We start from the raw sequence: 26093 nt of genomic DNA on the forward strand, positions 1-26093 counted from the left end.
GCTCTTAGAGACGGTCGAGAGCGGGGACACGGGAAGCGGATGCGCGAAGCATCCAACGGGCAAAAGCAAGCCGTCTTCCGTTCAGCCCCCGGCTGGTTCGGACAATACCGGGCGGCGCTTAGCCGATTTTGGAGGACTTGGCAAGGACGGGGCGCGAATCGGCCGGGCATGGCGACTGCCAATTTCCACCCATCCGGTCGGTAAAGGAGCGGTGTCTCGATGCGCCGCCTGCGCCCTTAAATCTCACCTCAAACTTGACAGTCCGCGAGCCTGCCCCCATTCACCCCGAAAATTCAACCGCAAATGGGATGGCGATGACGCTTGCCTTAGTGTTCCCCGGCCAGGGTAGCCAGACCGTCGGCATGGGCCGCGATCTGGCCGATGCCTTTCCCGAAAGCCGCCGCGTTTTCGAGGAAGTCGACGAGGCGCTCGGCGAGAAGCTCAGCGAGACGATCTGGAACGGACCCGAGGACAAGCTGACGCTGACGGCCAACGCCCAGCCCGCACTCATGGCGGTCTCAGTCGCGGCCATGCGGGCCTTGGAGGCGTCAGGCTTCGATCTCGGCGCGCGTGCTTCCTTTGTCGCAGGTCATTCACTGGGCGAATATTCCGCGCTTGCCGCCGCCGGCTCGCTGACCGTGGCCGACGCCGCGCGCCTTCTTCGCATCCGCGGCGAGGCCATGCAGGCTGCCGTCGCTCCCGGCGAAGGCGCGATGGCGGCTATTCTCGGGCTGGACGAGACGGCGCTGGCCGAGGTCTGTGTTGAGGCCGGGCAGGGCGGCGTCTGCCAGATCGCCAACGACAATGGCGGCGGGCAGATCGTCATTTCCGGCACCAAGGCCGCCGTCGAACGCGGCATGGCGCTATCGCTGGAAAAGGGCGCCAAGCGCGCCATTCCGCTTCCTGTTTCCGCGCCGTTCCACTCCATGCTGATGCAGCCCGCCGCAGAGCGGATGCGCGAGGCTTTGGCGCAGGCGCGAATCGAGGCGCCCCGCGTGCCTCTCGTCGCCAATGTCCTGGCCTCGGCGATTTCCAACCCGGACGAGATCCGCGAGCGGCTGGTCGAGCAGGTCACGGGCCAGGTGCGCTGGCGCAAAAGCATGACCTATCTCGCCGACGCCGAGGTCGATCTCCTGTTCGAAGTCGGCAACGGCAAGGTCCTGGCCGGGCTCGCCAAGCGCATCGACAAGCGCTTGTCGGCCGTCTCGATCGGCGCGCCGGCCGATGTCGAGGCCGCGCTCGCCAAGCTGGCCGCCGTTTAAGCCAAGCTTCCTTAAGCCACGCTTCTCGAGCCGCCCGCCGGCTCCACTCGAAATCGAGGACGCATCCATGTTCGATCTCACCGGCCGCAAGGCTCTCGTCACCGGCGCCAGCGGCGGCTTGGGCGAGGCGATCGCCCGAGCGCTGCACGGCGCAGGCGCCAGCGTCGGCCTGCACGGGACGCGGCGCGAGAAGCTGGAGGAGGTCGCCACCTCACTCGGAGACCGGGTTCACGTCCTGCCGGCCGATCTCGGCTCGCGCGAAGGGCAGGCGGGGCTGGCGGAAGCCGCCGATGCCGCGCTCGGCGGCGTCGACATTCTGGTCAACAACGCCGGCATCACCAAGGACGGCCTCTTCGTGCGCATGTCGGACGAGGACTGGGACCGGGTGATCGAGGTCGATCTCACCTCGGTCTTCCGCCTGACGCGCGCCCTGACGCACCAGATGATGCGCCGCCGCTACGGCCGCATCATCAACATCACGTCGATCGTCGGCGTCACCGGCAATCCCGGTCAGGCGAACTACTGCGCGGCCAAGGCCGGCATGATCGGCTTTTCCAAGTCGCTCGCGCAGGAAATCGCCTCGCGCAACGTGACGGTGAACTGCATCGCGCCCGGCTTCATCCAGAGCGCCATGACCGACAAGCTCAACGACAAGCAGAAGGAGGCGATCATGGGCGCCATTCCGATGCGTCGCATGGGTTCGGGCGAGGACATCGCCGCCGCCGCGCTCTATCTTGCGTCCGACCAAGCCGCCTATGTCACGGGGCAGACGCTGCACGTGAACGGCGGCATGGCGATGATCTGACACGGACATTGGAGCCGGGGCGAACGCACACGTTGTTTGCAAACGGTTTCCAGCGTCCCAAGCGCCGGTCTCCCGCCTTGGATGGGGGGCGGCGCCGTGCTAAGCCGCCGAGGTGGGCGATCTCCGTCGTTCGGCATTTCGGGCGCGCCCGACTTGGGCGCGCTTCTTGATTAACCACACTCCGGCGTCTAACGAAGCGACGGAAGCCAATCCAACTGAGGAATGACTATGAGCGATACCGCTGAACGGGTTAAGAAGATCGTCGTCGAGCATCTCGGCGTCGAGCAGGAGAAGGTGACGGAAAACGCCTCCTTCATCGACGATCTCGGCGCCGACAGCCTCGACACGGTCGAGCTCGTCATGGCCTTCGAGGAAGAGTTCGGCGTCGAAATCCCGGACGACGCGGCCGAGACCATCCTGACGGTCGGCGACGCGGTGAAGTTCATCGAGAAGAACCAGGCCTAACGCTCGGGCGGATGCGTCCGCCGCTGCACATGAGTACGGAATGAGACGAGTCGTCATTACCGGCGTCGGTATGGTCAGCCCTCTCGGCGCCGGTGTCGAAGTCACTTGGAAACGTTTGCTCGAAAGCCGCAGCGCGGCCGGTCGAATCGAAGGTTTCGAAGTGTCTGACCTGCCGTGTCAGATCGCCTGCCAGATCCCGAAAGGCGATGGCACCGAGGGCACTTTCAATCCAGATCTCTGGATGGAGCCCAAGGAGCAGCGCAAGGTCGACGATTTCATCGTGTACGCCGTGGCGGCCGCCTCCGAGGCGTTGGACGATGCCGACTGGCACCCCGAAACGGACGAGGATCAGTGCGCCACCGGCGTCATGATCGGCTCCGGCATCGGCGGTCTCCAGGGCATCGAGCGCAACGCGCTCCTTCTTGCGGAGAAGGGGCCGCGTCGCATCAGCCCCTTCTTCATTCCCGGCAGCCTCATCAATCTGGCGTCCGGCCACGTCTCGATCCGCAACAAGCTGCGCGGACCGAACCATTCCGTGGTCACCGCCTGTTCGACAGGCGCCCATGCGATCGGCGACGCCGCGCGCCTCATCATGCTCGGCGATGCCGACGTCATGGTCGCGGGCGGGGCCGAATCGCCGGTGGGCCGCCTGTCCATCGTCGGCTTCTCGGCCTGCCGGGCGCTGTCCACCAGCTACAACGACAACCCGACCGTCGCCTCGCGGCCCTACGACAAGGGTCGGGACGGCTTCGTCATGGGCGAGGGCGCGGGTATCGTTGTCCTCGAAGAGCTGGAACATGCGCAGGCGCGCGGCGCGCGCATCTATGCCGAGGTGATCGGCTACGGTCTGTCCGGCGACGCCCATCACATCACCGCCCCCGCCGATAGCGGTGACGGCGCTTTCCGCTGCATGACCATGGCGTTGAAACGCGCCGGCATCGCGCCTTCCGAGATCGACTATGTCAACGCGCACGGCACCTCGACGCCGCTCGGCGACGAGATCGAGCTGCGCGCCATCGAGCGCGTGCTGGGAGAGTCCGCGCCCAATGTGCTGATGTCCTCGACCAAATCATCCATCGGCCACCTCTTGGGCGCCGCCGGTTCGGTGGAGGCGATCTTCTGTGCGCTGGCGATCCGCGACAATGTCGCGCCGCCCACGCTCAATCTGGAAGATCCGTCGATGGAAACGCAGATCGACCTCGTGCCCAAGATCAAGCGCGAGAAGCAGATCGACGTGGCCCTTTCGAATTCCTTCGGATTCGGCGGCACCAACGCCTCGCTCGTCCTGCGCCGCTACAAGGCGTGAACGCGGGCGCCTCGTTCGAACCGGCTTTTGCCACATTCGAATGATGGTTCGGATGCCTTGTTGCGCGGGCGAGCGGGCGCCCGCTGGCCTGACCTATTCAGCGATCGAGGAGCGCGGCGCCGGGCGCCGCCGCGTCTCGTCCGGTCCAAGTCGAAGGGAACCTCATGATGACCGGTTCTGACGAATCCTTCCATGAGCGGCCTTCCCAGGCGGACGATGCCGCCGCCAAGCGGCGCATCCGCTCCAAATCCGCCAAGAACAGCTTCGTAGCCTTCCTGAGCTTCTGCTTCAGTGGCGCCCTGGCGCTGGTTCTGGCAGCGGGCGCGGTCGTCTATTGGGGCAAGACGCAGTTCGACGGGCCAGGTCCGCTCCAGACCGAGGCGACCTTCCTCGTTCCCAAGGGCGGCGGTCTGGAAGGCATTTCGACGGCGCTCGAGCGCAACGGCATCGTCAGCGACGCTCGCATCTTCGAATACGGAACGCGTTTCGAGCGCGCCGCCGGCCAGCTCAAGGCGGGCGAGTATGCGTTCGCGCCCGGCGCAAGCATGCGCGACGTAATGAACACGATCCGCTCTGGCAACTCGATCCTCCATGCGATCACCATTCCCGAAGGCTGGACCGTGGCGCAGATCTACGCGCGCCTTTCCGCCGACGAGGCGTTGGTGGGCGATCTGCCGCCCGAAGCGCCGGAAGGCTCGCTGCTGCCCGAAACCTACAAGTTTACGCGCGGCCTCAGCCGCGCCGAGCTCGTGTCGCAGATGTCGGCGGCGCAGTCCAAGCTCGTGGCCGAGATCTGGAAGGGGCGGCAGGACGGGCTGCCGGTGTCCGACGTCGGCCAGTTCGTGACGCTCGCCTCGATCGTCGAAAAGGAAACCGGCATCGACGCCGAGCGACCCCATGTCGCCTCGGTCTTCGTCAACCGGCTGAGGAAGAACATGCGTCTTCAGTCCGACCCGACCATCATCTATGGGATCTGGGGCGGAGCGGGAAAGCCGTCGGACGAGCCGATCCGCCAGTCGCACATCGCCAGCGAGACGCCCTACAACACCTATGTCATTCGCGGCCTGCCACCCGGCCCGATCGCCAATCCCGGCCGCGCGGCGTTGGAAGCCGTGGCGCATCCGCTCGCCACGGACGATCTCTACTTCGTCGCGGACGGCACCGGGGGGCACGCCTTCTCGCGCACGCTGGACGAGCACAACAACAACGTGCGGCGCCTGCGCGACATTGAACGGCGCGCGGCCGCCGAGCGTGGCCAGCCGGCGCCACCAGAAGCGGCGGTCGAATGAGGCGACTTTCGCTTCTCGCCCCGTTCGACCTTAAGAGGACATCGAACAATGCCCGTCAGTAGCATGACGGGCTTTGCCCGTTTCGAGGGACAGGCCGACGACGCGGCCTTCGTTTGGGAGTTGCGCTCGGTCAACGGCAAGGGGCTGGAGACGCGGCTGCGCCTGCCTCCAGGCTTCGAAAGCCTTGAGGCGGAGGCCCGAAAGCGTCTCGGCGCCCGGCTGTCGCGCGGCAATTTGCAGGTTTCGCTGACGTTGGACCGGCCGGAGAACCTCGCCAATTTCAGCATCGACCAGCCGTTCCTGAACGAACTGCTTCGCCTTTCGGACGAATTGGTGCAGGCCGGGCGCGCCGCGCCCCCGCGCGCCGACGGCTTGCTGGCTCTGCGCGGCGTGATCGAGGTGTCGGACGAGGCGCACACGGCGGACTGGTTCACCCAGCGCGCGCCGGCCATTCTGGACGGGCTCGATGCCGCGATCGACGCGTTGGTCGCGGCCCGGCAGAGCGAAGGCGCGGCCCTGCGTGCCATTCTTGAGGCGCGGGTCGACGAGATCGAGACGCTGGCGCAGGCCGCAAGCGATGATCCCGCTCGCTCGCTGACAGCGATTCAGGCGCGACTGCGCCGGCAGGTCGGGGATTTGCTGGGAACCGAGACGGGGCTCGACCCTGCGCGGCTTCATCAGGAGGCGGCGGTGATTGCGGCCAAGGCCGATATCCAAGAAGAGCTAGACCGGCTGAACGCTCATATCGTCGCCGCGCGTGCGCTTCTTGGCGAAGGCGGCGCTGTCGGTCGTCGGCTCGATTTCCTGTCGCAGGAATTTAACCGGGAATCGAATACGATCTGCTCCAAGTCTCATGCGGCCTCGCTGACCGCCATCGGTCTGCAGCTCAAGGTCGTCGTCGATCAGTTTCGCGAACAGGTTCAGAATCTAGAATGAAGCCTCTCTTGGATGTCGAAACGAATCCGCCGATCGCGCGACGGGGGCTGATGCTGGTGATTTCCTCGCCGTCCGGCGCGGGGAAGTCCACGATCGCGCGCAATCTCCTCGAACTCGACAAGAAGTTCTCGCTCTCGATCAGCGTGACCACGCGCAAGCGGCGGCCGAGCGAGATCGACGGCGTGCATTACCACTTCATCACGGTGGAGGAGTTCGAGCGGCTGCGCTCGTCCGACGCGCTTCTCGAATGGGCCGAAGTGCATGGCAATTTCTACGGCACGCCGCGTGCGGCGGCCGAGCAGGCGATGCGCGAGGGGCGGGACATGCTCTTCGACATCGACTGGCAGGGCGCATTGCAGCTTCAGGAGCAGGCCAAGACCGACATCGTCTCGATCTTCATTCTGCCGCCCTCCATGGACGAGCTCGCCCAGCGCCTGACGCGCCGGGCCGAGGACTCCAAGGACACGATCGCCATGCGGCTGAAAAACGCCCGCATCGAGATCGAGCGCTGGCGCGACTACGAATATGTCGTGATCAACGACGATCTCGACCGCGCCTTCTCGGCGGTCCTGTCGATCGTCAACGCCGAACGGCTGCGGCGCGATCGGCGCCCGGGCCTGTTCGACTTCACGACACAGCTTCTGGACGAAGCGGCGAAGGCGTCGGAACGCTAAGGATTCGGCTTCGCGCTCAATGGAATGACGGCGCCTTCGGGCGCCGTTTTCGTTTATTCTATTGAAGCGCGTTGGCGAGGCGCACGAACTCCGCGACTTCGAGCGTTTCGGCTCGCCGTGTCGGGTCGATGCCGGCGCGGGCCAGCAGCGCCTCGCCGCCGACCGGTTTCACACTCTGGCGCAGCATCTTGCGCCGCTGCCCAAAGGCGGCGGCAGTGACCTTTTCCAGATCGGCCAGCGAGACGGGCAGGGGCTCCGGGCGTGGCACGATCTGGACGATAGCCGAGGTCACCTTCGGCGGCGGTGTGAAAGCCTCGCGCGACACGTCGAACAGGATTTCGGCCTGGGTGCGCCATCCCGCAAGCACGCCGAGACGGCCATAATGATCGTCGTCGGCACCGGCGACGATCCGCTCGGCCACTTCCTTCTGGAACATCAGCGTCAGGTCGATCCAGCGCGGCGGCCAGACGGGAACCGTGATCCAGTTCAGGAGCAACTGCGTCCCGACATTGTAGGGCAGGTTGGCGACGATCTTGAAGGGGCCGTCCGTCAGGCTGGCGGGATCGATCTCCAGTGCGTCGCCCTCGACCAGCGTGAAGCGGCCGGGATAATGCGCGCCGATCGCCTCCAGCGCCGGTCGGCAGCGCGGGTCCTTCTCGATCGCGATCACATGGGCTGCGCCATGGGCCAGAAGTGCGCGCGTCAGGCCGCCGGGGCCGGGGCCGATCTCGATCACCGTCTGCCCTTCGAGCAGGCCGGCCTGTCGGGCGATCCGCCCTGTCAGGTTCAGATCGAGAAGAAAATTCTGCCCGAGCGCCTTGCGCGGATCGATGCCGTGGTCCGCCAGGACTTCGCGCAGCGGCGGCAGGCCGTCGAAGGCGAGGGTCAAGACGCCGCCTCAAGCGTGTCGAGGCCGGTCTCGCGGGCAATCTTCGCCATGCGGCTGGCGAGCCGGAGTGCGGCCACGAAGCTGTTGGGCCGCGCCGTGCCGGTTCCGGCAATGTCGCCCGCCGTACCGTGATCGGGCGACGTGCGGATGATGGGCAGGCCGAGCGTGACATTCACGGTTTCGTCGAAGGCCAGCGTCTTGGCGGGGATGAGTGCTTGGTCGTGATACATGCAAAGCGCCACGTCGTAGCGCCGGCGCGCCTCGGGATGGAACATCGTGTCGCCGGGCAGCGGCCCGACCACGTCGGACCCCTCGGCCTGAAGGATCGCGACCGCCGGGCGGATCATTGTCTCGTCCTCGCTGCCGATGGCTCCACGCTCGCCGGCATGCGGATTGAGGCCTGAGATTGCAAGACGCGGCGCGTCGAGCCCGAACCGCGCCTGAAGATCGGCCATCACGATGCGGGCGGTCGAGAGAATGAGGTCGGTCGACAGCGCGGCCGGAACCTTGGCCAATGGAATGTGGATCGTCACGGGAACGCAGGAGAGTTCTGGACCTGTCAGAAGCATGACCGGCTGTAGCGTTTCGCCCGTCAGCGTGCCGCAGAGTTCCGCCAGATATTCCGTATGGCCGGGATGGGCGAAGCCGGCGTCGTAGAGCGCCTTCTTGTCGATCGGATTGGTGACCAGCGCGTCGGCCTCGCCCGACAGGACGAGGCGCGTCGCCCGATCGATCGCCTCGATCGTTCCGGCGGCGTTAGCCGGGTCGAGTTGGCCGGGCTCTTCCAGATGATGGTTCACGAGCGGCAGAACGGCGAGTTCGGAGGCCGGCACGGACGCGCTCTCCGCCACGCTTGCGATCCGATGGATCGACACCTCGATCCCCAGCCGCTCGGCGCGCTTGGCGATCATGTCGGGATCGGCCAGGAGCACGAAGCGGGGAAGGTCGAGCGTCTCGCGGTCGCGAAAGGCCAGAAGCGTGACGTCCGGCCCGACGCCCGAAGGCTCGCCGACCGTGACCAGAAGTGCGCGGCCATCCGGCCCGGCGGCGAGTTCGCTTGGCATGGATATCGGCTTATCGACGGATGATCGCCGCCTTGTCGCGCAGCTTCTTCAGGAACGCCTTGTCGGGCTCCTTCTTGCCCATGGCTTCCATGTCGTTGGCCTGGAAGACCATGGCGGCCGTCTGATCGTCCGAAACGGAGCGGCTGTCGCAGATGGCGATGAACTCGACGCCGCGCTCGGTCGCCTGCGCCTTCGTCGTGCGACCGCGCGAGGCGTTGACGACATCGTCCTTCCAGCGGGGCGGCAGTTCGGGCTGCGGGATCCGTCCGAGATCGCGCACCGTCACGTCGCGCAGGCCCTTGGCGATGTCGTAGGTCGCGGGGCAGCTGGTGAAGCGCTGGCGCATGGCATTGGCTTCGCTCATGCGCTTGTCGAGCTGCGAGGCGCGCTTGTCCTCCGGCACCACGAAAATGACCTGCTGCAGCGTGTATTCCGTCGTGGTCGGCTTCTTGCCGCCTTGCTGGATCATGCGCTGCACGGCTTCCTGCTCGGTCAGGCGCTCGGTCTGGCGGACATTGGCGATCACCGCCTGACCCCAGCCCATCTGCACGCGGATGTAATCCTTGAAGCCCTTGGCCGAGAAGCCGGCGCGGCCGAGAACCTCGGCGAGCTGCGCTTCAGTCAGCTTGTTGTCGCGCGCGAAGCGGGCGAAGGCCTCGTCCACCGCCGCATCCGGGATCTGGATGCCGCGACGCCGGGTCTCCTGCGACTTCAGCGCTTCGTCGATCAGTTCGTCGGTCGCCGCCTGCGTGCCGCCCGGCGCGCGGCGCAGCTTCAAGAAGGCGGCGCGCTGCTGGATCTGGAAGCTGGTGATGGCCTGCTTGTTGACGATGACCTTGATCTCCGACGCGGCCTGGGCCGGCGCGGCGGACACTCCGCCCGTGAGCAGAAGGGCAGCCAGAGCCGAACAGACGGCGAACTGTCGGGCAAGGGTGCGTGCGGTCATGGTGTGCCTATCTCCCGCTCTGAATGCGGCCGGTCATCCGGCCGCACGTCATCGCTGCTATGCGACGGCTTTGGCGAAACAATGGTCTTTTAACAGATCAATTCGTGGAGCCAAGACCATAGCTGTATCCGACCTGGGCCAGGGTGCGGAACGAAAGCGTGACCATGAGCTTGGTTCGCGAATCCGTCAGGCGGTACTGGTCGTCGGTGTTCTGGTACTGCGCGATGAGGCTGAAGCACTCGTCGGCATAGCCGATGCCGAAGGTGCGGTTGATCATCGTCTCGTTCTCGAGGTCGTAGGTCAGCGAGCCGAAGGTGCGGATCTGGTCCGTCACCTTGTAGTTCGCGGCGATCGAGACCTGCTTGCGGTCCTCGGGGAAGCTGTAGATCGGCTGCGCGGCGATCTGCGAATAGACCACCGAGGCGTCGAGTTGCTTGTAGGTCAGGCCGGACATGAAGTCCGTGCGGCGAACGCTGAAATCGTCCTTGTCGAAACGCCCCTGCGCGCCGAAATTGACGCCGATCGGCGTCGAGACGGCGAGTGAGGAGACGTAGTCCGATCGGTCGTGCTCCAAGCCCGACTCGTATCCGACAAGCGCGAGATCCGGCTGCGCGAACGGGTTCTCGCCCGCGAGGTGGAAGGACTGGCCGAACACCGCGTCGATCGCATAGCCCGCGCCGAAGACGCCGCCATACTGCACGCCGACATTGGCGCGCGTCCCGCCCTCGATCCGGTCGTAGCCGGAGAACTTGTCGTCTTCGAAGAGATTGGCCGCGTTGAACACGAGGCTCTGCGCGTCCTCGTTCGGTAGCTGGCCGGACTTCATCTCGTCGGGGCGCACCAGAAGCTGGGCGATCGGCGTGATGACATGCGAGGAATTCGCCGTCTCGATCAGATAGGGATAGCGAACGTCGACGCCAGCCGTCGCCATGCCGCGCGCGCCGGACTCGTCCACCTCGATGCCGCCGAGGCCGAGGCTGGAGGTCGTGAGTGCGGGAATGCCCTGGGCTTCCATGTCGGCGCGGTAGAGATCGCCACGCAGGCTGGCCGAAGGCGTGACCTGAAGGCCGAAATCGGTGGTCAGCGTCCGCTTCCACTTGGCGTCGACGCTGGAGCGCGTGTAGTCGCCCTCCAGCACGTTCCGCCGGAACACGTCCGAGCGGTAGGGGAAGCCGAGCGACGCGTTGCAGGTGCCGGCGTTGAAGCGGCTGGGGTCGCACAGGAGAAGGTAGCCTGGGCTCGTCGCCTCGCGCCGCAGGTTGGTGACGTTGGCGTCCACTTGCAGCTGGCCGCCGAGGACCGGATTCTCGTTGATGTACTGGTAGTCGAGCGAGGGCAGCACATAGGGCTGCACGCGGTTCGTCAGCGTGTTCTCGGTCTGGACGTCGAAGCTCTGGGCGCGCAGGTCGAAGAAGCTCTGGTCGCCGAGGCCCGTGAGGTAGATCTCGTTGGTGCGGTAGAGCTGATCGAAATTCTCGATCTGGTAGACATGGCTGAAATTCGTGTCGCTCTGGGCGAGCACGTCCCAGCCGAAGGTCCACTGGTCGCTGAGGGCAAAACGGCCGGTCGTGCCGATCATGCCCCGGTCGCGATCGGCCGGATCGAGATTGGTGATCACCGTGTCGGAGCGGAAGTCGCTGAACCGGCCCGGATCGAGCTGGGCGATGCCGGCGGTCTGCAGCGTGAAATAGCCGTTCTCGAACGCCTTGCGGTATTCCGCCTCGGCCAGGAATCCCTGCTTGGTGAAATAGGTGCCGGCGACGGTCGCGTCCGAGCTTTCGTCGATCGCGATGTAATAGGGAACGCGCAGGCCGACGCCGATCTTCGATGTCGATTTGACGCTCGGCGGAAGCAGGCCGCTCTGGCGCTTCACGGTCGGGTCGGGCGAGGCGAAATAGGGGAGATAAGCGAGCGGCTTGCCGAACAGCTCGAAGCGCGCGCCGTAATAGCGCACGACCTTGTTCTTCTGGTCCCAGACGATACGGCGCGCCTTCACCTGCCACAGGGGCGGGCGCTCGGGATGCTTCTCGCAGGCTTCGCAGGCGGTGTAGACGCCGCGCTCGAAGGTCGTCGTGTCGCCGTTCTGGCGCACGGCCTGGCCCGCGGCGAAGCGCGTGTTGTCGGGCGTCTCGATGCGCAGCGCCTGGATGAAGCCATTGGCGAAATCGTCGGTCAGGTCGATCGAATCGGCATAGATCTTATTGCCCGAGGGCTCGATCAGCTCGACATCGCCCGACGCCACAAGCCGGCGCGCGGCCTGATCGTAGGTGATGTTGCGCGAGACGAGCTTGTAGCCGCCATAGTCGATTTGGATGCCGCCCGAAGCGGTGACGACCTGCTTGTCACTGTCGTAGGTGACGGTGTCGGCTTCCAGGAACAGTTGCGTTCCCTCGGGCACCGAGACGGAAGTGCCGAGATCGCCGAGCGATGTCTGCGCGCGCGCGTCCATCGCCCCGACCATGACGGCCGAGATCGCGGCGCCCGTCAGGAGAGCGCCCTTGAGAAGCGACCGACCCCCGGCCCCCCATCGGCGCGAGTTCCCCCTCGCTGTCATTCTATCCGTCCTCCTGATGGAGCAGGATTGTCGTCCCGAACAATCCCGCCGCCACGACCGGAAACCAGGCTGCCACGACAGCCGGAATCACGGAGTTGCTTCCCAACGCCTGCGCCAGGAACGTTACGACGTAAAGCACGAAGCCCGCAGCGACGCCACCGACGATCGTGCCGCTCGACTGTCCCAATCGCGTGTAGCGCACAGCTACGGTGGCCGCGACGAGCGTCATGGCCACGAACAGGGCAGGGCGGGCGAGAAGCGCGTGGAAGCGCATGGCGAAAGCGTCGGCGTTGTAACCCAGGCTCCTGGCCACTTCGATCTTGCTGCCGAGATGCCAGATGGAGATCGCGTCCGGATTCGCCAGCCGCTGCTCGATGAACTCGGGCAGGAGCGTGGTGGGCAGGAGGACGAGATCCTCCCGCACCGGCGGCGAGCCGACGCGGGTCACCAGCGGATTCTCGATCCGCCAGGCGCCGTTCTCGAGATGGGCCCGGCCGGCGTCGATACGCTCGGACACGACGCCTTCCTCGCGCATGATGAAGGCCGTGACGCCGCCCAGCGTCGCGCCGCCGTCCGACACCGCCTTGGCGCCGATGATGGATTCGACGCCCTTGCCGGTCTGGCGCAGCCAGGGCGAGCGGTCGGAGTTCTGGCTGACGACGCCGGCGGCGGCCGTCTGGAGCTTAGCCGAGTGGGCCTGCGCGGAAGCGGCGATCGGATTGTAGAGCCCGACGGCGACGAGGCCGATCAGGAACGAGCCGAAGGCGAAGGGCGCCAGGATCTGCCAGACCGACATGCCGCCGGCTCGCGCGATCACGAGTTCCAGCTTCCGGTTGAGCGTCACCAGCGTGAAGATCGAGGAGAACAGGATGATGAAGGGAAAGGCCTGTTCGATGAAGGCGGGCACGCGCAGCGCCGAGATCGTGGCGATCGTGGCGAAGCCGACATCCGCCGCCGCGCCGCGCCGGCTGACCTCGATCATGTCGATGAGATAGGTCAGTGCGAAGACCGCCGTCAGCGTCGAGATGAAGCTGACGAGATAGCGGCGCAGGAAGTAGAAGTTGATGGTCGAGCGTTTCATGCGCCACCCGCGCCTGCCTGGCGGCGATCGGAGGGAAGGAGCCGGGCCAGCTGGCGGCCGATCCAGCGGAACCCGTCGCTCGTGCGGCGCACGATCGCGCTTTCCGTCACGTTCACGTCGCGCCACAGGAGCCAGATGTCGAACAGGATCGCCGAGATCGGCAGTGAGTAGATCAGCGCGGCGTAGCGCGGGTCCTTGTTGATGAAGGAGAGCGACACGAATCCGATCGCCTTGAGCGCCAGCGCGCCGGACAGGCCGAGCGCCATGGCCGCTCCCGGCCCCTGGCGGTTGGTGCGCGGATGGGCCGCGACCACCAGGGCCCAGAGCGCGAAGGCGATGGGGAAGAGCCAGTCGGTGCGCCGCTGCGCCAGTTCTTCAACGAACTGGTTGGGGTGGAGCTGGAAGACCTTGTCGTTCGGGTCGGGGTTCAGGAGCTCGCGCGTCGTGCGTTCCGACATGCGGATCCAGTCGCCCGTTTCCACCGGCCGCAGATTGGCGAGGTCGAAGGCGTAGGTCTGGAATTCGATGATCGAGACCGTGCCGTCCGCGTTGTTGCGGCGGTGCAGCTGGCCGTCGTCCAGCACGAGATAGGACTGGCCCTGGCGCTCCACGACCTGCGCTTCCCTGGCGAAATAGGTGAGGTCCAGCGTGGGATCGCGCGTGTCGGACAGGAACAGGCCGCGCACGTTCGGGCCTCGTGCCTCGTCGATGCTCATCACCAGTCCGTCCTGCACCCGCTCGAAGCGGCCGGGCTGCAGAAAGAGGCTGATCGCGTCGGCATTGATGGCGCGAATCCCGTTCTGGAAGGCGCTGGAGGCGGCCGGTCCGACGAAGTTCGAGTTGATGACGATGAGTGCCGCCGCGCCGAAGGCGAGATAAAGGATAGGCTTGAAGATCACCTTGCGCGAGCCGCCGGCCGCCGCGATCACCGCTCGCTCGGAATCGGCGTTCAGCGAGTTCAGGGCCTGGATGGCGCCGATCAGGAGCGCGAAGGGAATGACGCCCGCCGCCAGATCCGGCATCAGCATGAGGGCGATCCAGACGATGTCGCCCGCCGCCGTGGCGCTGGTTCGCACGATGTCGAGGCGCTGGAGGACCTGGACGATCCACACGATCATGACGAGCGCGGCCAGCGAGCCACCGGTGTAGAGCGCGACTCGCTTGAAGATGTAGCGTTCGATAAGCTTCATGCGTTTCTTGGTTCCGGCAGTCCCGTTTCGGGCGCCGGTTGTCGGCGCAGCTCTCGAACCCGTTCGTTCGACATGTCTGGCTGCGGTAGACTGCTCCAGCTTGGCTAAAGAAGGGCGAACAAAAATGGTTACCGCTTTCTTATAATGTTGACCACCCTTGCAATCGCGCCCTCCACGGCCAGAATGCGCAAGAGGCGAACGGTCCTTTGACGTCCGTTCCCGTTCCTTCGAGCCGTCCGGCTCCCTGCTTCCGCACCGAGGTGTTCATGTCCATTCTGCCGACCATCCAGTTCGCCGCGCCCGTCCTTCCCTCGTCCGGCGTTCTGGTGCTTCTGGCCGGCAAGGACGGGGCGCTCCCGCCGGGGCTGCCGGAGGGCGTGCGCGGCGCGGCGGAGAGGGCCGCTTCGCTCGGCAAGTTCAAGGGCAAGAGCCTGTCCTTCGCCGAGACGATCGCGCCCGCTGACAGCGGTCTCGACAAGATCCTCCTCGTCGGCACCGCGTCGAGCGAGCCCTTGGGCGAAGAGGACTGGCTGAAGCTCGGCGGCGCGATCGCCGGCAAGCTCAACGGCGCGACTCAGGCGACGATCTGGACGGAAGGGGCGAGCGCAGCGCCCGGCGCCAGGGAGGCCGCGACGATCGGTCTGGGGCTTCTCCTGCGCGCCTACAAGTTCGACCGCTACAAGTCCAAGAAGAGCAAGGACGGCGAGGACGAAACGCCCGACACCGCGCTGGCCGTGACGATCGCGCTCGCCGACGCGCAAGGGGCGCAGGCGCAGTTCGAGACGTTGGAATCCGTTGGCGAGGGCGTGCGGCTGGCGCGCGACCTCGTCAACGAGCCGGCCAACGTCCTGACCACCACCGAATATGCGAGCCGGATCGAGGCGCTCGGCGCCACGGGTCTCGAGATCGAGATTCTCGACGAGACCCGCCTACGCGAATTGAAAATGTTCGCCCTGCTCGGCGTCTCGCAGGGATCGCCGACGCCGCCGCGCCTTTGCATCATGCGCTGGAACGGCGGGGCGGAGGGCGAGGCGCCGGTCGCTTTCGTCGGTAAGGGCGTGGTGTTCGACACGGGCGGCGTGTCCATCAAGCCGGCCGGCGGCATGGAGGACATGAAGGGCGACATGGGCGGCTCGGCCGCCGTGGTCGGCCTCATGCGTGCGCTGGCCGGGCGCAAGGCCAAGGTCAACGCGATCGGCGTGGTCGGTCTTGTGGAAAACGCGGTGGACGGGCTGGCGCAGCGCCCGGGCGACATCGTCACCGCCATGTCCGGCACGACGATCGAGGTCATCAACACGGACGCCGAAGGGCGCCTCGTTCTGGCCGACACCCTCTGGTACACGCAGGAGCGGTTCAAGCCGCGCTTCATGGTCAACCTGGCGACGCTGACGGGCGCCATCATCGTGGCGCTCGGCAACCAGCATGCGGGCCTTTTCTCCAACAATGACGAGCTGGCGAACCGCCTTCTCGCGGCGGGCCTGGAAACGGGCGAGAAGGTCTGGCGCATGCCGCTCGGCAAGGACTACGACAAGATGATCGAGGGCAAGTTCGCCGACATCAAGAATGTCGGCAACGGGCGCTCCGCCGGCTCGATCACCGCCGCGCAGTTCCTCCAGCGTTTCGTCAACGACGTGCCCTGGGCCCATCTCGACGTCGCCGGCACAGCCATGGGCTCGCCCAGCAACGAGTACAACCAATCCTGGGCCTCGGGCTTCGGCGTGCGCCTTCTGAACCGTCTGGTGGAAGAGCATTACGAAGCCCGCTGATATGGCGGAGGTCCTGTTCTACCATCTCACCGAAAGCCGGATGGAGGAGGCCCTGCCGGACCTCCTCGAACGCTCCGTCGCGCGCGGCTGGCGGGTGATCGTCCAGACCGTGACGGTGGAGCGGCGCGATGCGCTAGACCAGCATCTCTGGGTCTACCGGGAGGACAGCTTTCTGCCGCATGGCACGGATGCCGACAGTTCCGGCGCCCTGCAGCCGATCCTCCTCACCACCGAGGCGGAACAGCGCGCCAACGATCCGCATGTGCGCTTCATGGTGGAAGGGGCTGTGCCGGCGAGCCTGGAGGGCTACGAGCGCGGGGTCTATCTCTTCGACGGGCACGACGGCGAGCAGCTCGCCTCGGCGCGGGCGCGGTGGACGGCGGAGAAATCCGCCGGCCATGCCGTCACCTATTGGCAGCAGACGGAAGATCGTCGCTGGGTAAAGAAAGCGTAGCCTGCCGGATCGATCCGGTCTCGCTCGCGTCCAGCACTGGGCTGTCCTTGTCCATGAAGGCGAGTACCGCCTCGGCATAGCCTTCTGGATCTTCAAGTGGGGCGGAATGGCCAACATCGGGCAGCACCAGAAGCCGCGCCGTGGGAATTGTGTTGGCGAGATATTCGGTGTGGCGGCGGCTGATCGCCTCGTCATGATCGCCGATCACGATCTCGGTCGGCACGTTGATCGAGGCGAGATCGTCATCCGAGAAGTTCGGCTCGTTCGCCCAAAGCGCCTGAATCTCGTCCACCACATTGTCGTAGTGCTTGAGCTCGGGGACGATCGCCGTCTTCGGGTCGTAGTGCTTGACGCCGGCTGGCGTTGCGTTCGCCGCCTGGATGAAGATGCGGGACAGGCGTTCGGGGTGCTTGATCGCGAGATCGAGACCAATGATGCCGCCATCGCTCCAGCCCACGAGGTCGGTCTGCTCGATGCCGAGCTGATCCAGCAGTTCGAGATAGTCCTCGGCCATCAGGTCGTAGGTGATGGGGTCGCTGGTGCGGGTCGAGCGGCCCTGGCCCCGGCTGTCGGCGAGAATGATTGTGTGGTCGGCCGACAGCGCGCCGATCTGCGCCCGCCAGACGCGACTGTCTGACAGGCCGCCATGGATCAGGAGGATCGGGGGGCCCTTGCCGTAGACGCGGAAGAACATGTCGATGCCGTTGACCGACGCGTATCCGGTCTGATTCGGCATCGGCCCGTTGGCGAACGCCAGCGGCGCGTTCGTCGCCGGGACGGCCGCCACCAGAAAGGCGAGCGAGAAGGTCGCAATGGATCGAAGCATGGTCCTAACCCCGAATCGACCGCGCCATCGAGGCATGTCGATCGAGCGCTGAACGGGAGAATAAACGGGAGGTTCCATCCCGCTCAAGCTCTAGAGGGCCAAGCTTGCCTTAACTTTTCGCAACTTACGCGATCTTAACTTTTTTAATCAGCCGTCATCGCGGCGTCATGCTCCTCGGTGAGCTCCAGCCACTCGCCTTCGCACTTCTGCAGCGTGCGCTCGACACTGGCCTTCTGCTTGGCGAGGTCGGCCGCCTTGGCCGGCTCCTTGGTGTAGAGCGCGGGGTCGGCCAGCTTCCCATCGAGATCGGCCAGCGTCTGCTGCAGCCGGGTCATCTGGATTTCCAGCGCCGAGATTTTCTTCTTGAGGGGCTTCAGCGCCTCGCGCCGCTCGGCCGCCGCGCGGCGCTGATCCACCTTGGAAAGGGTGGGGGATTCCACCACGGCGATCGTCTCGCCCTGGTTGCCGCCGCCGGCCCGCGTGCCGGAGAGGATCAGCTTCTTGTAGTCTTCCAGATCGCCGTCGTAGCGCGACACCGTACCGTCACCGACAATCCAGAGCCGGTCCATCGTGGCTTCCACCATGTGCCTGTCGTGGCTGATGAGGATCACGGCGCCGCTATAGTCGTTGAGCGCCCGCACGAGGCTTTCACGCGCTTCGATGTCGAGGTGGTTGGTCGGCTCGTCGAGGATCAGGAGGTTCGGCGCGTCGAGCGTGGCGAGACCCATCAGGAGGCGCGCCTTCTCGCCGCCCGACAGATTGTCGGCCACCGTGTCCATCTTCTCGGTGACGAGGCCCATCTGCGCGACGCGGGCGCGCACTTTGGGCTCGGTCGCGTCCGGCATGTGCCGGCGCACATGCTGCACCGCCGTCTCGTTGGGCCTGAGATCGTCGATCTGGTGCTGCGCGAACATAGCGATCTTCAGCCCCGGCGCGCGGGTGATCGAGCCGCTCTGCTCGCGCAGCCGATCGGCGATCAGCTTTGCGAAGGTCGACTTGCCGTTGCCGTTGGCGCCGAGCAGGGCGATCCGGTCGTCCGCGTCGATGCGCAGGTTCAGGCCCTTGAGGATCGAGCGCTCGGCGGAATAGCCGACCGCGACGTTTTCCATGCGGATGATGGGCGAGGCGAGGATCTTCTCCGGCGCTGGGAAGGTGAAGGGCGTGACATGCTCCTCCACGATCGCCGCGAGCGGCTTCATGCGCTCCAGCGCCTTGAGGCGGGACTGCGCTTGACGCGCCTTGGAAGCCTTGGCGCGAAAGCGCTCCACGAAGGCTTCCATATGCTTGCGCTCGGCCTGCTGCTTGGTGATCGACTTCTGCAGCAGCTCCATCTTCTCGGCGCGCTGGCGCTCGAAACTGTCGTAGTCGCCGCGATAGAAGACGAGCTTGCGCTGGTCGAGATGGATGATCGCATTGACGGCGTTGTTCAGAACGTCGCGGTCATGGCTGATGATCAGCACGGTATAGGGATAGCGGGAGACGAAGTTCTCCAGCCAGAGCGTGCCTTCGAGGTCGAGATAGTTGGTCGGCTCGTCCAGGAGCAGAAGGTCGGGCCGCGAGAAGAGAACGGCCGCGAGCGCGACGCGCATGCGCCAGCCGCCCGAGAAGCTGCCGACCGGGCGCGCCTGCGCCTCGGCGTCGAAGCCGAGACCGGACAGGATCGAAGCCGCGCGCGCTTCCGCCGAATGGCTTTCGATGTCGGCGAGCCGCAGATGGATGTCGGCGATACGGTCGGGGTCCTTCGCCGTCTCGGCCTCGGCCAGAAGCGCGACGCGCTCCTCGTCGGCCTTCAGCACGATTTCGAGCAGCGACTCGTGGGTGCCCGGCGCTTCCTGCGCCACTTGGCCGAGGCGCGTGCCGCGCGGAAACGAGACATTGCCGCTTTCCGAGGCGAGGTCGCCGGTGATGACGCGGAACAGGGTCGACTTGCCCGCGCCGTTGCGGCCGACGAGGCCCGCCTTGGTCCCGCTCGGGATCGTCAGGCTGGCGTGGTCGATAAGGAGGCGCCCCGCGACGCGGGCGGACAAGTCGTTGATCTGAAGCATGGTCGCGCTTGTGCCATGTTTGGCCGCAGCGCGAAAGGTCGCTCAATCGCGCCCGGTTTCGCGGATAAAGGCGATAAGGTCGAGCCCCGGTGCCGGGAGCCCGAAGCCGGTCAGAATCGCATGGGCCTGCCCGCGATGATGGGTCTGGTGGTTGAAAAGGTGGAACAGCGCGGGGCCGAGCCTGCCCTCCACCGGCACCGGCTTAGAGATCGGTGTGTAGCGGAAGGTGCCGGCGAGGGCGGCCTCGGTGAGCGAGCCGATATAGGCCTCGATCCGCGCGTCCTCCGCCGCTCGCGCCTCGCGCAGCGGCTCGAACGTCTCGAACAGGACAGCGTCGAGCCGGCTCGGCGCCTCGCCCGCGCTGGTGAAGCGCTGCATCCAGATGCGGTCGGTGGCGAGGAGATGGTTCAGCGTTCCCAGCGTGGAGTGGAAGAACACGCCGCGATCGGCCGCGAACCGCTCCGGCCCCAAAGCGGCGGCCGCCTCAAAGAGCCGCTGGTTGGCCCAGCGATTATAGGCCGCAAACGTGACGAGTTGTTCGTGATACATCGGGTGATCTCTTTCGGAGGCGCCTATGACCCTAGCACTCTATGAACTCGTCGGTCGCGATTCGGCTCGGCCCTTCTCGCCCCATTGCTGGAAGGCGCGCATGGCGCTGGCGCACAAGGGTCTCCCTTACGAGATGCGGCCGGTCTCCTTCACCGAAGTGTCCAGCGTCGAGAACGGCGTCGACCGGACGGTGCCGGTGCTGCGCGACGGTGAGGCCGTGGTGCAGGACAGTTTCGCCATCGCCCATTATCTCGATGCGCACCACGCCGATCGGCCGGCGCTGTTCGGCGGCGAAGCGGGCGAGGGCGTCACGCGCTTCGTGGAAAGCTGGTCCCAGCGCACGATCCATCCCTATGTCGTGTCCGTCGCGGTTCTCGATATCCACGCCATCTTGGACGAGCCGAACCAGACCTTCTTCCGGGCCAAGCGCGAGGCTGCCTTCGGGCGCAAGCTGGAAGACATTCAGGACGGCCGAACCGAAGAGAAGCTCGCCGCCTTCCGTCGCTCGCTGGAGCCCCTGCGCGCGACGCTGAAGCGCCAGCCCTTCCTGGGCGGCCAGAGCCCGCGCTTTGCCGACTATATCGTCTTCAGTCCGTTCCAGTGGTTGCGCATCGTCTCGACCTTCCAGCTGCTGGAGCAAGGCGACCCGATCGCGGACTGGGTGGAGCGCTGCCTCGACCTGCACGAGGGCGCGGCGCGCCGGGTTCCGGCGGCGGGTTGAGCGCGCGTCCTTGCCGAGGCGCGGGGGCGCGGCTATAGAGCGGCCGACCCACAACCCCCAGGGAACCTGAGCCTATGGCGATCGAACGCACCTTTTCCATGATCAAGCCCGATGCGACCCGTCGCAACCTGACCGGCGCGATCACCAAGATGCTGGAAGAGGGTGGCCTTCGCGTCGTCGCTTCCAAGCGCGTGTGGATGAGCCGCCGCGAGGCGGAAGGCTTCTACGCCGTCCACAAGGAGCGCCCCTTCTTCGGCGAGCTGGTCGAGTCCATGTCGGCCGGCCCGACGATCGTGCAGGTTCTGGAAGGCGAGAACGCCATCTCGCGCAACCGCGAGCTGATGGGCGCCACCAACCCGGCCCAGGCCGCCGAGGGCACGATCCGCAAGGTCCATGCCCTGTCGATCGGCGAGAACTCGGTGCACGGCTCCGACGCCGCCGAGACGGCCAAGGAAGAGATCGCCTACTGGTTCTCCGAGACCGAGATCGTCGGCTGATTCCAGCCCGATCGATCTGACTGTTGCGACGCCGGCCCTCGGGCCGGCGTTTTCGTCTCCGGGATTAGAGCCGATGCCAGCGGTCGCTCGCCGCGTCGTCCGTGTCCTTGGCCTCGACCCAGCCGCCGATCGTGCCGTCCTTCAAATGCTCGCGTTTCCAGAACGGGGCGCGGGTCTTCATGAAGTCCATGACGAAGCTCGCCGCCTCGAAGGCCGCGCCGCGATGGATCGAGGCGCAGGCGACGAGCACAATCTCCTCGCCCGGCCGGATCATCCCATGGCGATGGATGCAGAGAATGCGGATCAGCTCCCAGCGGTCCATCGCCTCGGCCGCGATGCGCCCGATTTCGCGTTCGGCCATGCCGGGATAATGTTCGAGCTCCAGCGCCGAGAGGCGGCCGCCCTCGTCCCGGCAATAGCCGGTGAAGGTGACCACCGCGCCGGCATCGCCCCCCGGCGCGAAGCGCTCCAGCTCGGCTGCGAGATCGATCCGCTCGGCGCGGACGGAAACACGGGCGGCCTCCATCTCAGCCGCCCGTCATCGGCGGAAACACGGCGACCTCGCGGCAGTCGCCCAGCGGCTCGGAATGCTCGGTGTGTTCCTGGTCGAGGGCGACGCGAACCGTCTCGGGCGCCTGAAGGGCGCTCGCATAGTTTTCGCCCCGGCCTTTCAGCCAGTGGAGAAAGTCGGTGACGGTGATGATGCCGGCGGGAAGGGCGACTTCCTCTTCGTCGAGGCCGATGCGCTCGCGAATCCAGGCGAAATAAACGATCTTCATGCCCGTCCTCCTCTGGCGCGCGGCGCGAAGCGAAGGCGCCGCGAAACTCTGGAGCGTCTTCGGTGAATTATGATCCACCGCAATGCCCGCAGTCTTCGATTGTGCCGCATTCTCCAGCGGCGAAGCCTGCCAGTCTTGCTTGGAAAAACGCTCTAAACGTCGATATGGCGCAGGCCGGCGCGAAAGTAATCATAGCCGGTGTAGAGCGTGATGATGGCGCTGATCCAAAGGAGGACGATGCCGGACTTGGTCACGAAGGGCAGGATCACGTCGCCCGCCGGGCCGGCCAGCAGAAAGGAGATCGCGACCATCTGAGTCGCCGTCTTCCACTTGGCGAGGCGCGTGACCGGCACGGAAACCTTCAGCTCGGCCAGGTATTCGCGAAGGCCAGAGACGAGGATCTCGCGGCAGAGAATGACGATCGCCGCCCAGATCGTCCATCCCGCGATCGTGCCGTCCGCCGCGAGCACCAAGAGCGCCGCCGCCACCAGAAGCTTGTCGGCGATCGGGTCGAGCATCCGGCCGATGGTCGAGGTTTGCTGCCAAGCGCGGGCGAGGTAGCCGTCCAGCCAGTCGGTCACGCTGGCGACGACGAAAAGCCCGAGCGCCCACCAGCGCGCCGCGTCCGAACCATGCAGCCGACCTTCCACGAAGAAACAGAGAACCACCAAGGGAACGGCGACGATTCGCGCATAGGTGAGGATGTTGGGAAGGTTCAGCGCCTTGGAGGCCATGGGTTCGGTCCGGTTCGGATGGGCGGCAGAAGGCGAATGCGCCTGCCAGGGGCTGGCTGATTGCCTGTTCAAACGCGGCAAGGCGCCTGCGTCAACATCGCCGGCGGCTTTTGACGTCGGGAAAGCGCGCTTCCCCGCCCAGCGTGGTTACTGACGCTCGTGGAAATGGTCGTAGATCGTCTTCGCCATGGCCGCCGAAATGCCTTCCACCTTCAGGAGATCGTCGAAGGCCGCGCGCGACACCGCCTTCGCCGTTCCGAAATGATGCAGCAGCGCACGCTTTCGAGAGGGGCCGATGCCGCCGATCTCGTCCAGGGGGTTGGCGGTCAGCTCCTTCTTGCGCTTGGCCCGGTGTGTGCCGATGGCGAAGCGGTGCGCCTCGTCGCGCAGGCGCTGAACGAAATAGAGCACGGGATCGCGCGGCGGTAGCGAGAAGGACTCGCGCCCTTCCACGATGAAGCGCTCGCGCCCGGCGTCGCGGTCGACGCCCTTGGCGACGCCGATCGTCGTCACCTTGTCGGCGATACCGAGCTCGGTGAGGATTTTTCGCACCGCCGAGATCTGCCCCTTGCCGCCGTCCACCAGGACGAGATCGGGCCAAGCCGGCATGTCGGCGGTCTCCACCGTGTCCTCCGGCTCGACGCCCTCGGTTGGCGTGGGGGCGGGAGCGGGGCCGTCTTCGCCATGCTCCTTGATCAGGCGCGAGAAGCGCCGCGTCATGACTTCGCGCATCATGCCGAAATCGTCGCCCGGCGTGATGTCGGTGCCCTTGATGTTGAACTTGCGATACTGGCTTTTCGCAAAGCCCTGCGGCCCGGCGACGATCATCGCGCCGACGGCGTTGGTGCCCATGATGTGCGAATTGTCGAAGACCTCGATGCGGCGCGGCACCTGATCGAGCGCGAAGGTCTCCTTGAGACCGGCGAGCAGGCGCGCCTGCGAGGAGGTTTCGGCCAGCCGCCGGCCTAGCGCCTCGCGGGCGTTGGCGGTGGCGTGGTCCACCAGATCCTTCTTCTCGCCGCGCTGGGGAACGGCGATCTGCACTCGGCGTCCGGCCTTGATCGCCAGCGCCTCGGCCAGGATCGCCGCGTCCTCCACCTCGACCGGCAGCAGCACCAGCGAGGCGGGCGGCTTGTCGTCGTAGAACTGGCCGAGAAAGGCGCCCAGCACCTCGCCGGGCTCCAGGGTCGAATCGGCTTTGGGGAAATAGGCCCGATTGCCCCAGTTCTGCCCGGTGCGGAAGAAGAAGACCTGAATGCAGGTCAGCCCGCCTTCCTGGTGGATGGCGAAGACGTCGGCCTCCTCCACGCCATGTGGATTGATGCCCTGATGGCCCTGGATATGGGCCAGCGCTGACAGACGATCCCGGAACACCGCCGCGCGCTCGAAGTCGAGATTTTCCGCCGCCTCCTGCATGGCGCTGGCGATGCCCTGCTTCACCTGGCTGGAGCGGCCGGAGAGGAAGCCCTTCGCCTCGTTCACCAGCGCCTGATAATCCTCCAGCGGGATTTCGCGCGTGCAGGGGCCGGCACAGCGCTTGATCTGGTAGAGGAGGCAGGGGCGCGAGCGCGTCTCGTAGACTGAGTCGGTGCAGGTGCGCAGCAGGAAGGCGCGCTGCAAGGAGGCGACCGTCCGGCCGACCGCGCCGCCCGAGGCGAAGGGGCCGAAATAGCTGCCCTTTCGCGAGCGTGCGCCGCGATGCTTGAAGATCGCCGGCGCCTCGTGATCGTCCGAAACGAGAATGTAGGGAAACGACTTGTCGTCCCGCATCAACACGTTGAAGCGCGGCCGCAGGCGCTTGATGAGGTTGGCTTCGAGAAGCAGCGCCTCGGTCTCGGTGCGGGTGGTGACGAACTCCATGTGCCGCGTCGCGCGGATCATGCGCATGATGCGGTTGGTGTGGCCGACGAGGCGGGTGTAGCTCGCCACGCGCTTCTTCAGCGACTTCGCCTTGCCGACATAGAGGACTTCGTTCGCCTCGTCGAACATGCGGTAGACGCCGGGGCTGTTGGGTAGGCGCTTCTGGAATTCGGAGATCAGCTCGGCGCCGACCAGGGTCTGGTCGACGTCGCGCCCGCCATCGTCCCATTCGATCGCGGCGATCAGCGAGGCTGCGGCGGACGGCTCGGCGGCGACATCGGCCTCCAACTCGTCGCCTGCGAAATCCTCGTCCTCGTCATCGATCTCGGGAATCACTTCGTCGGTCATGTCGTCTTCGCTGCCGAAGCGCGGTGCCAGCCCGCGCCCTTTGTGTCGCAAGGCGGCGCCGCGCCGGCGCCGCGTTCGGCCGTTGGCCAAGGTCGTTCCTTATATGATTCTTAGACGCCGCAATGGGAGGGGCATGATGGCGAACTCGCGGCGGTGGACTGCGCGCGATTGACCCGGGGGTGTCACCCCGCTGCAATTGGCGAGGCCCGAGCTTCGCGCTTATATCGCATGGAGCGGACCCGGGCTTTGTCAATCACCTTCTCGCGTTGGTTTTGAGGCAAGCCCAAGGTTCGGGAACGGAGCGGGAAAACGCACGTTCCGACCAGACCTGATGGATCGGCGGGCTACCCGCCGGAAGTGGAGTGGGATCGATGAAGGTGTTCCGCACCTTTGCCCTTGGTGCAACGCTGACGCTGCTGGCCTCCGGTGCCTATGCGGCCGATGCCGTCCTGCCCGAGGCGGCCGCGCCCGTCGCGCCGGCCGCTCCCGCCTATACTTGGTCCGGCCCCTATGCCGGCGGCTTCGTCGGCTACAACTTCGCCCATTTCGACCAGAGCGGCGGCGCGAGCTTCAACGGCGAGGGCGTCGTGGGCGGCGTCTATGCCGGCTACAGCCTGCAGACCGAGCGATTCGTCTATGGCCTCGAAGGCGATATCGGCGCTTCCGACGTGGATGCCGGCGGCTTCAACGTCGCGACCGGCGTTCCCATCTCGGCCGATTCCACGGCCTTCGGCTCGTTGCGCGCCCGCGTCGGCATCGACTACGATCCGATCCTCCTGTTCGCGACGGGCGGCGTCGCCGTGTCCAACAAGGAATTGACGCTGCGCGGTGCCAACGACGACCAGACCCATGTCGGCTACACCGTCGGCGCTGGCGTAGAGGCCAAGGTGGCGAACGGCGTCACCTCGCGCGTCGAGTATCGCTACTCGAATTTCGAGAACAAGACCTACGATCTCGGCAACGTGTCGGTTTCGTCGGGCTTCGACGAGCATTCGATCCGCGCCGGCCTCGCCCTGAAATTCTGAACGAACTTGCTGCACCAGACGAAAACGG

25 protein-coding genes are annotated in these 26093 nt (G+C 66.0%); 12 read left to right on the top strand and 13 right to left on the bottom strand.

Annotated elements, in window-relative coordinates; genetic code table 11:
* The first annotated feature begins 314 nt into the window (after nucleotides 1–314).
* From fabD to gmk, 7 genes are all read left to right on the top strand, one after another.
* Nucleotides 315–1262 (top strand): ACP S-malonyltransferase, encoded by a 948-nt coding sequence (fabD, locus tag AUL32_RS14085; RefSeq protein ID WP_062116842.1) that lies wholly within the window; start codon nucleotides 315–317, stop codon nucleotides 1260–1262.
* Nucleotides 1263–1329: 67 nt separating this feature from the next.
* On the top strand, nucleotides 1330–2067 hold the full coding sequence (gene fabG, locus AUL32_RS14090) for a 3-oxoacyl-[acyl-carrier-protein] reductase (protein ID WP_062116040.1): 738 nt from the start codon (nucleotides 1330–1332) through the stop codon (nucleotides 2065–2067).
* A 228-nt stretch (nucleotides 2068–2295) separates the two neighbouring features.
* A complete protein-coding gene (locus AUL32_RS14095; protein WP_026358398.1) occupies nucleotides 2296–2532 on the top strand; it encodes an acyl carrier protein in 237 nt (78 codons plus the stop codon).
* A 40-nt stretch (nucleotides 2533–2572) separates the two neighbouring features.
* On the top strand, nucleotides 2573–3838 hold the full coding sequence (gene fabF / locus AUL32_RS14100) for a beta-ketoacyl-ACP synthase II (protein ID WP_062116042.1): 1266 nt from the start codon (nucleotides 2573–2575) through the stop codon (nucleotides 3836–3838).
* A 164-nt stretch (nucleotides 3839–4002) separates the two neighbouring features.
* The gene (gene mltG, locus AUL32_RS14105; protein ID WP_062116044.1) at nucleotides 4003–5127 is read left to right on the top strand and encodes an endolytic transglycosylase MltG; all 1125 of its coding nucleotides are present in this window, start codon (nucleotides 4003–4005) and stop codon (nucleotides 5125–5127) included.
* 48 nt (nucleotides 5128–5175) lie between these two features.
* The gene (locus tag AUL32_RS14110) at nucleotides 5176–6063 is read left to right on the top strand and encodes a YicC/YloC family endoribonuclease (RefSeq protein ID WP_062116046.1); all 888 of its coding nucleotides are present in this window, start codon (nucleotides 5176–5178) and stop codon (nucleotides 6061–6063) included.
* Nucleotides 6060–6737 carry a guanylate kinase gene (gene gmk / locus AUL32_RS14115; RefSeq protein ID WP_061976396.1) on the top strand — a complete coding sequence of 226 codons (678 nt, stop codon included), beginning with the start codon at nucleotides 6060–6062 and terminating at the stop codon, nucleotides 6735–6737. The genes AUL32_RS14110 and gmk overlap by 4 nt, the downstream gene beginning before the upstream one ends.
* A 58-nt stretch (nucleotides 6738–6795) precedes the next feature.
* Here gmk and rsmA read toward each other — a convergent pair whose 3' ends face one another.
* The 6 genes from rsmA to AUL32_RS14145 all read right to left on the bottom strand — a co-directional run bounded on the left by rsmA (nucleotide 6796) and on the right by AUL32_RS14145 (nucleotide 14461).
* Nucleotides 6796–7626 carry a 16S rRNA (adenine(1518)-N(6)/adenine(1519)-N(6))-dimethyltransferase RsmA gene (rsmA, locus tag AUL32_RS14120; protein WP_062116049.1) on the bottom strand — a complete coding sequence of 277 codons (831 nt, stop codon included), beginning with the start codon at nucleotides 7624–7626 and terminating at the stop codon, nucleotides 6796–6798.
* Nucleotides 7623–8690: a 4-hydroxythreonine-4-phosphate dehydrogenase PdxA gene (pdxA, locus tag AUL32_RS14125; RefSeq protein ID WP_062116052.1), complete on the bottom strand. Its 1068-nt coding sequence runs from the start codon at nucleotides 8688–8690 to the stop codon at nucleotides 7623–7625. Before pdxA ends, rsmA begins: the two co-directional genes overlap by 4 nt.
* 10 nt (nucleotides 8691–8700) lie before the next feature.
* Nucleotides 8701–9636 (bottom strand): SurA N-terminal domain-containing protein, encoded by a 936-nt coding sequence (locus AUL32_RS14130; RefSeq protein ID WP_061976393.1) that lies wholly within the window; start codon nucleotides 9634–9636, stop codon nucleotides 8701–8703.
* A 97-nt stretch (nucleotides 9637–9733) separates the two neighbouring features.
* Nucleotides 9734–12190, bottom strand: coding sequence for an LPS-assembly protein LptD (locus tag AUL32_RS14135; protein ID WP_244497874.1), 2457 nt, complete (start codon nucleotides 12188–12190; stop codon nucleotides 9734–9736).
* 1 nt (nucleotide 12191) lies between these two features.
* Entirely contained in the window at nucleotides 12192–13271 is a 1080-nt protein-coding gene (gene lptG / locus AUL32_RS14140) for an LPS export ABC transporter permease LptG (protein WP_062116055.1), read from the bottom strand.
* On the bottom strand, nucleotides 13268–14461 hold the full coding sequence (locus tag AUL32_RS14145; protein ID WP_062116057.1) for an LptF/LptG family permease: 1194 nt from the start codon (nucleotides 14459–14461) through the stop codon (nucleotides 13268–13270). Before AUL32_RS14145 ends, lptG begins: the two co-directional genes overlap by 4 nt.
* 266 nt (nucleotides 14462–14727) lie before the next feature.
* On the opposite strand from AUL32_RS14145, the gene AUL32_RS14150 reads away from it, so the two are divergent.
* Both AUL32_RS14150 and AUL32_RS14155 read left to right on the top strand, forming a co-directional pair.
* Entirely contained in the window at nucleotides 14728–16227 is a 1500-nt protein-coding gene (locus tag AUL32_RS14150) for a leucyl aminopeptidase (protein ID WP_062116848.1), read from the top strand.
* A gap of 1 nt (nucleotide 16228) precedes the next feature.
* Entirely contained in the window at nucleotides 16229–16681 is a 453-nt protein-coding gene (locus AUL32_RS14155) for a DNA polymerase III subunit chi (RefSeq protein ID WP_062116060.1), read from the top strand.
* Here the strand turns inward: AUL32_RS14155 and AUL32_RS14160 are convergent.
* From AUL32_RS14160 to AUL32_RS14170, 3 genes are all read right to left on the bottom strand, one after another.
* Entirely contained in the window at nucleotides 16632–17507 is an 876-nt protein-coding gene (locus AUL32_RS14160; protein WP_062116063.1) for an alpha/beta fold hydrolase, read from the bottom strand. The two genes, AUL32_RS14155 and AUL32_RS14160, sit on opposite strands and share 50 nt — an antisense overlap.
* A 143-nt stretch (nucleotides 17508–17650) precedes the next feature.
* Entirely contained in the window at nucleotides 17651–19552 is a 1902-nt protein-coding gene (locus AUL32_RS14165) for an ABC-F family ATP-binding cassette domain-containing protein (RefSeq protein WP_062116066.1), read from the bottom strand.
* 42 nt (nucleotides 19553–19594) lie between these two features.
* Nucleotides 19595–20101, bottom strand: a complete 507-nt coding sequence (locus AUL32_RS14170) for a DinB family protein (RefSeq protein WP_062116069.1) — start codon at nucleotides 20099–20101, stop codon at nucleotides 19595–19597.
* Nucleotides 20102–20126: 25 nt separating this feature from the next.
* Here AUL32_RS14170 and AUL32_RS14175 point away from each other — a divergent pair, with 25 nt between their 5' ends.
* Together AUL32_RS14175 and ndk are read left to right on the top strand one after the other, a co-directional pair.
* On the top strand, nucleotides 20127–20822 hold the full coding sequence (locus AUL32_RS14175) for a glutathione S-transferase family protein (protein ID WP_062116072.1): 696 nt from the start codon (nucleotides 20127–20129) through the stop codon (nucleotides 20820–20822).
* A 74-nt stretch (nucleotides 20823–20896) separates the two neighbouring features.
* A complete protein-coding gene (gene ndk, locus AUL32_RS14180; RefSeq protein WP_019995658.1) occupies nucleotides 20897–21319 on the top strand; it encodes a nucleoside-diphosphate kinase in 423 nt (140 codons plus the stop codon).
* 64 nt (nucleotides 21320–21383) lie between these two features.
* Here ndk and AUL32_RS14185 read toward each other — a convergent pair whose 3' ends face one another.
* The 4 genes from AUL32_RS14185 to uvrC all read right to left on the bottom strand — a co-directional run bounded on the left by AUL32_RS14185 (nucleotide 21384) and on the right by uvrC (nucleotide 25040).
* Nucleotides 21384–21845, bottom strand: coding sequence for a molybdenum cofactor biosynthesis protein MoaE (locus AUL32_RS14185; RefSeq protein WP_062116075.1), 462 nt, complete (start codon nucleotides 21843–21845; stop codon nucleotides 21384–21386).
* 1 nt (nucleotide 21846) lies between these two features.
* Nucleotides 21847–22098 (bottom strand): molybdopterin converting factor subunit 1, encoded by a 252-nt coding sequence (gene moaD / locus AUL32_RS14190; protein WP_062116078.1) that lies wholly within the window; start codon nucleotides 22096–22098, stop codon nucleotides 21847–21849.
* A gap of 152 nt (nucleotides 22099–22250) precedes the next feature.
* On the bottom strand, nucleotides 22251–22832 hold the full coding sequence (pgsA, locus tag AUL32_RS14195) for a CDP-diacylglycerol--glycerol-3-phosphate 3-phosphatidyltransferase (RefSeq protein ID WP_061976383.1): 582 nt from the start codon (nucleotides 22830–22832) through the stop codon (nucleotides 22251–22253).
* A 147-nt stretch (nucleotides 22833–22979) separates the two neighbouring features.
* A complete protein-coding gene (uvrC, locus tag AUL32_RS14200; RefSeq protein WP_244497876.1) occupies nucleotides 22980–25040 on the bottom strand; it encodes an excinuclease ABC subunit UvrC in 2061 nt (686 codons plus the stop codon).
* A 371-nt stretch (nucleotides 25041–25411) separates the two neighbouring features.
* Here uvrC and AUL32_RS14205 point away from each other — a divergent pair, with 371 nt between their 5' ends.
* Nucleotides 25412–26065 (top strand): outer membrane protein, encoded by a 654-nt coding sequence (locus AUL32_RS14205; protein WP_062116081.1) that lies wholly within the window; start codon nucleotides 25412–25414, stop codon nucleotides 26063–26065.
* The last annotated feature ends 28 nt before the right edge of the window (nucleotides 26066–26093 follow it).

The sequence above is a fragment of the Aureimonas sp. AU40 genome (assembly GCF_001463785.1).
GTDB lineage: Bacteria > Pseudomonadota > Alphaproteobacteria > Rhizobiales > Rhizobiaceae > Aureimonas.